General features: G+C 62.0%; 7 protein-coding genes and 1 other RNA gene. 1 reads left to right on the plus strand and 7 read right to left on the minus strand.

Annotation, left to right across the window (positions count from 1 at the left end; translation table 11 throughout):
• The first annotated feature begins 92 nt into the window (after positions 1 to 92).
• Positions 93 to 407 carry a helix-turn-helix transcriptional regulator gene (locus tag V3H56_RS18310; RefSeq protein ID WP_042728037.1) on the plus strand — a complete coding sequence of 105 codons (315 nt, stop codon included), beginning with the start codon at positions 93 to 95 and terminating at the stop codon, positions 405 to 407.
• A gap of 186 nt (positions 408 to 593) precedes the next feature.
• Here the strand turns inward: V3H56_RS18310 and ffs are convergent.
• The 7 genes from ffs to V3H56_RS18345 form a co-directional block, all read right to left on the minus strand.
• Positions 594 to 690, minus strand: an RNA gene (ffs, locus tag V3H56_RS18315) — signal recognition particle sRNA small type.
• 293 nt (positions 691 to 983) lie between these two features.
• A complete protein-coding gene (locus V3H56_RS18320; RefSeq protein ID WP_338473727.1) occupies positions 984 to 1,334 on the minus strand; it encodes a hypothetical protein in 351 nt (116 codons plus the stop codon).
• 126 nt (positions 1,335 to 1,460) lie between these two features.
• Positions 1,461 to 2,621 (minus strand): putative zinc-binding metallopeptidase, encoded by a 1,161-nt coding sequence (locus V3H56_RS18325; protein ID WP_338473728.1) that lies wholly within the window; start codon positions 2,619 to 2,621, stop codon positions 1,461 to 1,463.
• A gap of 111 nt (positions 2,622 to 2,732) precedes the next feature.
• Entirely contained in the window at positions 2,733 to 5,090 is a 2,358-nt protein-coding gene (gene ligA / locus V3H56_RS18330; RefSeq protein ID WP_338473729.1) for an NAD-dependent DNA ligase LigA, read from the minus strand.
• Positions 5,091 to 5,242: 152 nt separating this feature from the next.
• Positions 5,243 to 6,088 (minus strand): cell division protein ZipA, encoded by an 846-nt coding sequence (gene zipA, locus V3H56_RS18335; protein ID WP_042728040.1) that lies wholly within the window; start codon positions 6,086 to 6,088, stop codon positions 5,243 to 5,245.
• A 248-nt stretch (positions 6,089 to 6,336) separates the two neighbouring features.
• The gene (gene smc / locus V3H56_RS18340) at positions 6,337 to 9,825 is read right to left on the minus strand and encodes a chromosome segregation protein SMC (RefSeq protein WP_042728041.1); all 3,489 of its coding nucleotides are present in this window, start codon (positions 9,823 to 9,825) and stop codon (positions 6,337 to 6,339) included.
• 1 nt (position 9,826) lies between these two features.
• Entirely contained in the window at positions 9,827 to 10,486 is a 660-nt protein-coding gene (locus V3H56_RS18345) for a GntR family transcriptional regulator (protein WP_338473730.1), read from the minus strand.
• Positions 10,487 to 10,743: the final 257 nt, after the last annotated feature.

The raw sequence follows: 10,743 nt of genomic DNA on the forward strand, positions 1-10,743 counted from the left end.
CATCACATTTTGCAAAGCAAGGTGATGAATCATGCGGTTGCCTAATGCAAAAATCTATCGTTAAGTTCTTGATTCTAAATGGGAATTAAGCGATGCAAATTTCAAGTTTGGGTCCAGCCATCAGACGCTATCGCAAAGTAGCGGGGCTAACTCAGGCTGAACTTGGCGAAAAAACCGGTTTTGACCCCAAAACCATCAGCCGTTTCGAAACCGGCACCTACACCCCCAGCGTCGAAGCCTTGTTCATGCTTGCCGACGTACTGGATGTGCAGTTGAAGGCCTTTTTTAGCGACATGGCCGATGAAGAAGAACAGCGAGCGTATCTGTTCGGTGTCATACACAAAGCCACCCCGAAGGATCTGGGAAAGCTGATCGCAGCGGTTGACCAGGCCATGTCCAAGCCTTGATGCAGTTGTGAAACACAAAAAAGCCTGGTTTGCCGGCGAGACGGCAGCCAGGCTTTTGCGTGGGCAATCGGTTGCCCTGCCAGCCGATGTCCGGGCAGCAGAAAACAGCGATCTGTCGATCGGGCAACTAAAAAAGGGAATTTCACGAACCTTGCGAACGAAGGCTTGAGAGCGTTATGGAGGCAACCCCACCAGCCACACCCCGGCACACAATGTTCCCGCTGTGGCTGCTTCCTTCCGGATCTGACCAGGTTCACGGGTAATCGTTGCGGGGGGACCGATGGGGTCACCATAACGACGCTGCCTGACGGCGAGCCGCGCCATTGTACCTATCTGGCGAGAAGTTACAACCGTTCGCCATGGATTAAAAATCGAAGGGGCTCAAGCACTTGCTGGGGGAGCGGCGGTCGCTTGGGAAGGTGACGCCGGGTTCGGCATCGGGGTCGCCTGGGAGCGGGCTATCGCGAGCAGGCTCGCCCCCACGCATTGCTACTCTCGAAGTCAGGGACAGGTGTCTGGATTTACAGCAACCCGAGCAAAATTCAACAAGTGACTCCCCCTGAATCCCCACCCCCCTCAAGAGGAAGTTGTGCACACCAGTGCAGGACAAAAAGGACCATATTCCCCGTTGAGTGCCTGGGCTCTGACTTGGACATTGAAAGACACGGGTTGGGCTCCCCCGCTGACGCGTATTTCGTGCCGGTACCAGCCTCGGCCGTCCGGGCGCACGGTGGTTGCAGGGACGTGCTGGGGCTGCCCTGTAGCCAGCGCAGTCACCTTGAACGTGTGAGCAGCCACCTGTTCGGGCCGGACGTTATCGGGAATCTGCCACGCCAATATAAGGCTGTAGCGGCTTTGGCCGGCCTGGGAAAGTCGGCGCGGCGCATTGGGAATGATCGTGGTTTGATGCTGTTCATGAAGTTTCATCGTTTCATCCATAATTAGTAAGCCATCGTCCATGGCGGCTCGCATGGTAAAAGAAACTTCAAACGCAAAGCGCCGTATACATAAACGGCATTACTTAACTGTCTTCAATGGACTACGCCAAAGAGGCTACAACAACACCTCATCCGCTCGACCACCCTCCTCCTGAATCACCAGATGAATGAAATGCAACTTGGTGATGACCGCAGCCGGCACGACGAAGGGGTAGAAGTCCGGCTGGCCCATGCTGCGCGAAAGTTCGTTGAGCATGCCGGCCAGTTCGATCCAGGCGTTGACGAACGAGAGAAAGGCCGCGCCCCCGGCATGCCCCGGGTCGTACAAGGTCTCGGGCGGGAACGGTTGGTAGTCGAAATCCATTTCCCGGGCGCTCATGCCGAAGCCTAGCGCGGTGTCCACGGCGTCCATCATGTGCAGGTAGTGCGCCCAGGTCTCGGCCCAGTCTTCCCAGGGGTGCATAGTGGCGTAGGCGCTGACGTAGTGCGTTTGCCAGTCCAGCGGCGCGCCCTGCTGGTAGTGGCGATCCAGGGCTTCGGCATAGCTGGCGCGCTCGTCGCCGAACAGCGCACGGAACGCTTCGAGCCAATGGCTGTTGGCGATCAACCGATCCCAGTAATAGTGACCCACCTCGTGACGGAAATGCCCGAGCAAGGTGCGATAGGGTTCGCGCATCTGCTGGCGCACGTATTCGCGATGGGCGTCGTCCGCCTCTTTGATGTCGAGGGTGATCAGCCCACTGGCGTGGCCGGTCATCGGCGGTTTTCCGTCCGGGTCGACACCGATGAAATCGAAAGCCAGGCCGGCCTTTTCGTCGACGGTTTTCGCGACGACCGGCAAGCCGAGGGTGATCAACTGCGCTACCAGGCGACGCTTGGCGATCTCGACCTTGCGCCAGCGCTCGGGGTTCTCCGGGATCGACAGGTCGGGGATGGTGCGGTTCAGGCGGCAGGCGATACACAAGGTGTCGTGGTCGTTGGCTGGCAGCAACCAATTGCACCCGGCCGGGGTGTCCAGATTGGCGCAACGACGGAACAACCCGGCTTGCGGGTCGGCATCCAGGGTCCAGGTGCCGGGTTGTTCGCCTGGTTGCAGGGACGAAAGACGACTCTGCTCCGGTTGATACCCCAGCACCGCCAGGCACGCCAGGCATTGGCTGTTGCGAAAAAACAATGACTGCCCGCACCGACACGGCCAGACCTTGCTGTTACGCGAACGGTCCCCCAGGAACGGCGCGGCGATGCGTGAGCTCAGTTGTTCGAAGAAGCGGTACATGGCGATCTCTCCCGGGAGTCTGCAAGACTAGATCATCCACATCCCCCGATCGTTCCCATGGCGAGGGAGCTCGCTCCCGCTGGGTGGCGCAGCCACCCCGGTCGCTGCCAGCTAGACCGTGATGCCATGCTGGCCAAGAAACGCGACAAACGCTTCTTCATCCAGCACCTTGAGCCCCAGCTCATTGGCCTTGGTCAACTTCGAACCCGCGCCCGGCCCGGCCACGACACAATAGGTCTTCGCCGACACGGAACCGGCGACCTTGGCCCCCAGCCCCTCCAGCTTCTCCTTGGCGACGTCGCGACTCATCAGCTCCAACGAACCGGTCAACACCCAGGTGTGACCCGCCTCGGGCAACCCTTCGACGACTTTCTTCTCGCTCTGCCAATGCATGCCGAAATCGCGCAACTGCTGCTCGGCGGCCTGCGCTTGCTGGCGATTCTCGGCGATGGCGAAAAACTCGCGCACGGCGTTGGCCTGTTTTTCCGGCAACGCCTGGCGCATGTCCAGCCAGTCGGCGTCCATGACTGCTTCGAGCGAACCGAACTTATCCGCCAGTTTCTGCGCCCCGCCCGGCCCGACCGACGGCACGTGCAACTTGTCGAGGAAGCCACCGAGGGTGGTACAGGCAGAGAACTCGGCGCCCAGCTCGCCCTGATCCTGGATGTCCAGGCCATGGCGCAGCAGGTCCTTGATCACCTGGCCGTTGTGCGGGTCTTCGAAGAAGCTGTGGATCTCGTGGGCCACTTCCAGGCCGATATCCGGCAGGTAGGTGAGCACTTGCGGCAGGGCCGCCTGGACGCGCTCCAGGGAGCCGAGGGAGCGCGCCAAGACCTTGGCGGTTTCCTCGCCCACGTCCGGGATGCCCAGCGCGTAGACGAAACGCGCCAGGCTCGGTTTCTTGCTGTCGGCAATCGCCGCCAGCAGGTTCTTGCTCGACAGCTCGGCGAAGCCTTCCAGATCGACCACCTGCTCGAACGTCAGCGCATACAAATCCGCCGGCGACCCCACCAGACCTTCATCCACCAACTGCTCGACGCTCTTCTCGCCCAGGCCTTCGATGTCCATGGCCCGGCGCGAGACGAAATGGATGATCGCCTGCTTGAGCTGCGCCCCGCACGCCAGGCGACCCACGCAGCGGTACACCGCGCCTTCGCTGATGGTCTCACGGCCTTTGCTGCGCTTGATCAGTTGCGTGCGCTCCACATGGGAACCGCACACCGGACACTGCTGGGGGATTTCCACCGGGCGGGCATGTTCCGGACGCCGCTCGGTGACGACTTGCACCACCTGCGGGATCACGTCACCGGCGCGACGGATGATCACCGTGTCGCCGATCATCAGGCCCAGCCGCGCCACTTCGTCCATGTTGTGCAGCGTGGCGTTGGCCACGGTCACGCCAGCCACTTTCACCGGTTTGAGCCGGGCCACGGGCGTGACCGCGCCGGTGCGACCGACCTGGAACTCGACGTCCAGCAGTTCGGTGAGCTCTTCACTGGCCGGGAATTTATGGGCGATCGCCCAACGTGGCTCACGGGCGCGAAAACCGAGTTCGCGCTGGGAGGCGATGCTGTTGACCTTGAACACCACGCCGTCGATCTCGTAGGGCAGTGCGTTGCGCCGCTCGCCGATGTCGCGGTAGTAGTCCAGGCACTCATCGATGCCATGGGCCAGCTTCAGCTCGCGACTGATGGGCATGCCCCAGGCCTTGAGCTGCTTGAGATTGCCGATGTGCGTGTCGGCGATGTCGCGACTGACCTGGCCAATGCCGTAGCAGCAGAATTCCAGGGGACGGTTGGCAGTGATCTTCGAGTCCAGTTGTCGCAAGCTGCCCGCCGCCGCGTTGCGCGGGTTGGCGAAGGTCTTGCCACCCACCTCCAGCTGCGAGGCATTGAGGCGCTCGAAGCCGGCCTTGGACATGTACACCTCGCCACGCACCTCCAGCACCGGCGGCCAGCCGCTGCCCTGCAACTTGAGCGGGATGTTGCGCACGGTGCGCACATTGACGCTGATGTCTTCGCCGGTGGTGCCATCACCGCGCGTGGCACCGCGCACCAGCACGCCATCCTGGTACAACAGACTGACCGCCAGACCATCGAGCTTGGGTTCGCAGCTGTACTCCACCGCCGCCCCGCTACCCAGCAGATCGCCCATCGGCAAATCGAGGCCTTCGGTCACCCGGCGGTCGAATTCGCGCATCGTGGTTTCGTCGAAGGCGTTGCCCAGGCTGAGCATCGGGATCTCGTGCCGCACCTGGCTGAACGCCGACAGCGCCACGCTGCCCACCCGCTGGGTCGGGGAGTCGCTGGTCACCAGCTCCGGGTGTTGCTCTTCCAGGGCCTTGAGCTCGTGGAACAGGCGGTCGTACTCGGCGTCCGGAATACTCGGCTCATCGAGGACGTGGTAGCGGTAATTGTGCTGATCCAGTTCGGTGCGCAGCTCTAGGATGCGGGTTTCAGCGGCTTTCATAGTGTTCTCTCATAAAGCAAAAGAGCAGCCTAGGCTGCTCAATCTTTTAAAATCGTCGGCAGTTCGCACCCGAACCTACCCATACAGAACCTGTGGCGAGGGGATCTATCCCCTCGCCACAAAAGTCCCTCAGCTACACGTCTCTGATGACTTCAGCGCTTCTGGGTCAACGCCCGACGCTCGAACTCGACGATGCGCTGGCGGTAGTGCTCGATGGTCTGGGCGGTCAGCACGCTGCGCTGGTCATCCTTCAGTTCGCCATTGAGCTCCTGGGACAGCTTGCGGGCTGCGGCCACCATCACATCGAAGGCCTGCTTGGGATGACGCGGGCCCGGCAGGCCGAGGAAGAAACTCACCGCCGGCGTGCTGAAATGGTCGATGTCGTCCAGGTCGAATACACCCGGCTTGACGGCGTTGGCCATGGAGAACAGCACCTCGCCGTTGCCGGCCATGCTCTCGTGCCGATGGAAAATGTCCATCTCGCCAAAACGCAGGCCGCTTTCCAGGATGTTCTGCAACAGCGCCGGGCCCTTGAAGCCGGCCGGGTCGCGGCAGATCACGCTGATCACCAGCACTTCCTCGGCCTGGGCCTGATCCTTGTCGGCGTTCGATGTCCTGTTCTCGTCCGGGAAGTCGTCGTCACGGCTGTTCAGGCTCGGGCCGCCGTCCAGGTCCAGGTTGAGGTTCAGGTCGCCCTGGGATGGCTCGCTGTTGCGCTTGCCGCGCTTGGAGCCAGACTCCCGGGGCTCGCGCACCGGGGCGCTCATCGACGGCAGGTCGTGCTCATCGAGCTGTGGCTCTTTATGCGTGTCGAGCACTCGGGGCGGGCCCAGCAGTTCGGCGTTGCCATCGTCATCCGGCAGGTTCGACAGGCTGCGGTCCAGGCGAAACTTCAGTTTCCCCTTGCCACCGCGCATGCGGCGCCAGCCGTCGAAAAGAATACCGGCAATGACAATGATGCCGATGACGATCAGCCACTCGCGCAGACCGATTTCCATGTAATCCCGTGCCTCTATAAAAATGCTGAAAAATAAGGGGCTTAGCTAATTGCAAACCGCTTTAAAACGTGGCGCCAACTCTATGTTCTGAATGGCCTTTTGCCCACGCATACGAAAAATTGACATTAAACTAGCACGACCAAAGATAACTTTACACCGTCTGTCGCATGGCCTTGTGCCAATCTGTGAAGGCGTCAGGGTAAAAAATACCTACAGCGCTCCAAGTAGATGCCCTACAGGCCCACCCTTCACGCATCCACCATTGCCATGGCCTCCTCCACATCCACTGCCACCAGCCGCGAGCAACCCGGCTCGTGCATGGTCACGCCCATCAACTGGTCGGCCATTTCCATGGCGATCTTGTTGTGGGTGATGTAGATGAACTGCACCGTTTCGGACATTTCCTTCACCAGTCGTGCGTAACGGCCCACGTTAGCGTCATCCAGGGGTGCATCGACTTCGTCGAGCATGCAGAACGGCGCCGGATTCAGTTTGAAAATGGCAAAAACCAGGGCCAGGGCGGTCAACGCCTTCTCGCCACCGGAGAGCAAATGGATGGTGCTGTTCTTCTTGCCAGGAGGACGCGCCATGATTGTCACCCCTGTATCGAGTAAATCTTCACCCGTCAGTTCCAAGTACGCGCTGCCGCCACCGAAAACTTTTGGGAAAAGGGCCTGCAAACCGCCGTTGATCTGATCAAAGGTATCCTTGAAGCGGTTGCGGGTTTCCTTGTCGATCTTGCGGATGACGTTTTCCAGGGTCTCCAGCGCTTCCACCAGGTCATCGTTCTGCGCGTCGAGGTAGCGTTTGCGTTCGGACTGCTGCTGGTATTCGTCGATGGCCGCCAGGTTGATGGCACCCAGGCGCTGGATGCGCTGGGCGATGCGTTCGAGCTCTTCCTCGGCGTCCTTCTCGTTCGCGCCGGCCACCAGGGTGGCGAGCACGCCGTCGAGGTCGTAGCCATCCTCCAGCAACTGGTCCTGCAAGGCCTTGCGGCGCACGGTCAGGGCTTGCCATTCCAGGCGTTGCTGTTCCATCTGGGTGCGGATCAACTGGGATTGCTGCTCGGCCTGGCTACGGCGCTTCTCGGCGTCACGCAGCTCGCGGTCGGCGTCTTCCAGGGCGATCTGCGCCGTCTTGAGTTCTTCGTCGACGGTCATGCGCTTGTCGAGCAACTCTTCGAGCTTGAGGCGCAACTCTTCCAGCGGCGCCTCGCCCTCCTCCAGGTTGAGACTCAACTGCTCGCGTTTTTCGGTCAGGCGCTCGGACTGCATTTCCAGGCGTTCCAGCGCCTGGCGCGTGGAATCGTATTGCGCCTTGAGCGAGCCCAGGCGCACGGCCAGTTGATGGGCGTGATCCTTATGCTGCCGCGCCTCTTGGCGCACCCGGTCCAGGCGCTCGCGCAGGCTGTCGCGCTGGGCCAGCAGCAACTCGCGCTGCTCGGTGTCCTGGGCCATGGCGTCGAGGGCTTCCTGCAATTGCAGGCGCGCCTCGCCGATCTGTTCATGCTCCAGCGCCCGCTGCTCACCCAGCTCGGCGATCTCTTCCTCAAGCCGCGTGCGGCGCAGCGCCAGTTGTTCGACCTTGGCCTTGCCCGCTGACAACTGAGCCTTCAGTTCGCCCTGCTGGCGAGCTTCGTCCTGCAACAGCCGTCGCAGGTGTTCGCGGCCGTTCTCCTGCTGACGCTGTTGCGCCCGCAGGTTCTGCAATTCGCTTTCCAGGGCTTCGACGCTGGCCTCGCGCTCTTCGCGCTCGGCACCCAGGCGCTGGATTTCCTGGCCCCGGGCGAGCATCCCGCTCTCGGCTTCGCTGGCCCGGCGCACCCGCAGGAAATGCCGGCCAACCCAGTACCCGTCGCGGCTGATCAGGCTCTCGCCCGGCGCCAGTTGCCCTCGCAGCGCCAACGCCTGTTCGAGGCTGTCCACCGGCTTGACCTGGCCCAGCCAGGGCGACAGGTCGACCTGGGCCTCGACTTTGTCCAGCAAGCTGCCGGGCACGCGCACCCCGTCGCCCGCCGGGCTGAGCAGGCGCAGATCGCCCTGGCTGAAGCCCGACAGGTCGAAGCCGCCGAAATCGTCCACCAACACCGCTTGCAGGTCGGCACCCAGCACGGTCTCCACCGCCAGTTCCCAACCGGCATCGACCTTCAGGCCCTCGGCCAGGCGCGGCCGCTCGGCCAGGTGCTGGTCGCGCAGCCATTCGGCGGTGCCCGTGCCCGGGTCCAGCGCGGCCTGCTGCAAGGCTTCCAGCGAGGCAAGACGGCCATTGAGCCGCTGCAATTCGCCCTGGGCCTGCTGCTGGTTGTGCAAAGCCGCCTGCAAGGCCTGGCGCAACTGCTCCAGGCGCTCGACCTGGGCGTCCTCGCTGGCCTGCAAGTCTTCGAGGGTGGCTTCGCTGGTCGCCAGTTGCTCGCTCAGGTCCAGGATCGCCGCGTCTTCCGGGTCCGCCGCCAGCAACGCGCGCTCTTCGGCCAAACGGCGCTGGCGCTCGGCCAGGCGCTCCATGCTGGTTTCCAACTGTTGGATGCGTGACTGCTGGACCTCGGCCTGGCGGCGTGGCTCGGCCGAAGTCAGGTTGAAGCTGTCCCATTGTTCCTGCCAGCCATGCATGGTCACTTCGGCTTCTTCCAGGGCCGCGGCGGCTTCTTCGGCGGCGGCACTGGTGATTTCCTGCTCCGGCGTGAGCCGTTCCAGCTCTTCGCCAAGGGTCAGCAGCAGCGTACGGTCATGGCCCAGGTGGGATTCGGTTTCCAGGCGCGCGCGTTCGGCTTCCTTCAAGTCATCCTGTAACTGGCGCAGCCGCTGCTGGCCATGCTGGATACTCTGTTCGACCCGGGCGATGTCGCCGCCCACGGAATAGAAGCGTCCTTGCACCAGATTGAAGCGCTCGGACAGGTCATGGTGCCCGTCCCGCAGCCGTTCGATGGCCGCGTCGGCGTTGCGCTGCTCGGCCACCAGCGCTTCGAAGCTGACCTCCTGGTTGCCGATGACCGCCTCACGCTGGCCGACCTGTTCGTTCAACGCCTGCCAGCGCAGGGCCGAGAGCTGGGCCTTGAGCTGACGCTCCTCGCCCTTGTATTCCTGGTATTTCTTGGCCGCCTCGGCCTGACGGTGCAAGCGTTCGAGCTGCCGTTCGAGCTCTTCGCGCAGGTCGGTCAGGCGGGCGAGGTTTTCATGGGTGCGGCGGATACGGTTTTCCGTTTCCCGGCGTCGTTCCTTGTATTTGGAAATACCGGCGGCTTCTTCGATGAAGTTGCGCAGGTCTTCAGGCTTGGCCTCGATCAGCTTGGAGATCATGCCCTGCTCGATGATCGAGTAGCTGCGCGGGCCCAAGCCGGTCCCCAGGAAAATGTCAGTGATGTCCCGGCGCCGACACTTGGCACCGTTCAGGAAGTAACTGTTCTGGCTGTCGCGCGTGACCTTGCGGCGAATGGAAATCTCCGCGTAGGCCGCATACTCGCCCACCAGGGTGCTGTCGGAGTTATCGAACACCAGTTCGATGCTGGCCTGGCTGACCGGCTTGCGGCTGGTGGAGCCGTTGAAGATGACGTCGGTCATCGACTCGCCGCGCAGGTTCTTGGCCGAGCTCTCGCCCATCACCCAGCGCACGGCGTCGATGATGTTCGACTTGCCGCAACCATTGGGCCCGACCACCGCCGCCATGTTACTGGGGAAGTTCACCGTCGTCGGGTCGACGAAGGACTTGAACCCCGCCAGCTTGATGCACTTGAGTCGCACGTCAGGCCGCCGTTAGGGCAGAAACCACCAGGTCGCAACTGCGCTGGGCGTAGGCCGTCAGCACGATGCGGATCTGCGGCAAATCACGGGCCAGCACGGCGACGAGCAGGCGCTGGAACAAATCGAGGAACTCGCTCATTTCGGCCTTGCGCTGCTCCAGCGCCAGGAAATAGGCACGGCTCATGGCCGGTTGCAGGTTCTCGACGGTTTCCTGCAAGTACGGGTTGTTGGCAAAGGGGTACGCCGCGCGCATCACGCTGAAGCTTTCATCGACGAAGGTGCGGATGTCCTGGCGCTGGAAGGCGTCCGTCAGGCGCTGCTGGATCGCCACGAACGGCGCCATGTCGGCCGGTTGCTGCCAGCCATGGGCCACGGCATTGCCCAGCAGGATGTACAGCTCGCTCATCAGCGTGCACAGGCTGCGCACCTTGTGTTCAGTGAGTTCGGTGACGTGGGCGCCACGGCGCGGCAGGATCGCCACCAGGTGGCGCCGCTCCAGGATCAACAAGGCCTCGCGGACCGACCCACGGCTGACATTGAGCGCCAGGGTGACCTTCTGCTCCTGGATGCGCTCTCCCGGTTTCATTTCACCGCGAATGATGCGCTCGGCGAGATGATGGGCGATTTGCTCGGCGAGGCTGTCCGGGGCCTTGAACGTCATGGTTTTCCTTCAAACTCTTCGATTTGCACAAGCGGCGCAGTGTAGCGCACTCACTACGTCATGGCGCAGGGCCTGTACCGGGTTTTGGCACGATATAAGCAAAAAAGCAGGGTATGGCCCGAGGGTCAATACTCAATTCACCCCGTTGTAAATCGACAAACCGAATTTTCCTGACCTTTAAGTCAGAAAATCATTGACCGAAAAGTCAGACCTGCTAAATTCGGCCCACGTCGATACAACAATAATGAGTCTGCGAG

This window comes from Pseudomonas sp. MS646, assembly GCF_036693845.1.
Classification (GTDB): domain Bacteria; phylum Pseudomonadota; class Gammaproteobacteria; order Pseudomonadales; family Pseudomonadaceae; genus Aquipseudomonas; species Aquipseudomonas chlororaphis_E.

Bases quoted from the DNA above. Each gene is read 5' to 3' on its own strand.
- V3H56_RS18310 (WP_042728037.1), top strand. From the start codon at position 93: ATGCAAATTTCAAGTTTGGGTCCAGCCATCAGACGCTATCGCAAAGTA.
- V3H56_RS18320 (WP_338473727.1), bottom strand. From the start codon at position 1,334: ATGAAACTTCATGAACAGCATCAAACCACGATCATTCCCAATGCGCCG.
- V3H56_RS18325 (WP_338473728.1), bottom strand. From the start codon at position 2,621: ATGTACCGCTTCTTCGAACAACTGAGCTCACGCATCGCCGCGCCGTTC.
- ligA (WP_338473729.1), bottom strand. From the start codon at position 5,090: ATGAAAGCCGCTGAAACCCGCATCCTAGAGCTGCGCACCGAACTGGAT.
- zipA (WP_042728040.1), bottom strand. From the start codon at position 6,088: ATGGAAATCGGTCTGCGCGAGTGGCTGATCGTCATCGGCATCATTGTC.
- V3H56_RS18345 (WP_338473730.1), bottom strand. From the start codon at position 10,486: ATGACGTTCAAGGCCCCGGACAGCCTCGCCGAGCAAATCGCCCATCAT.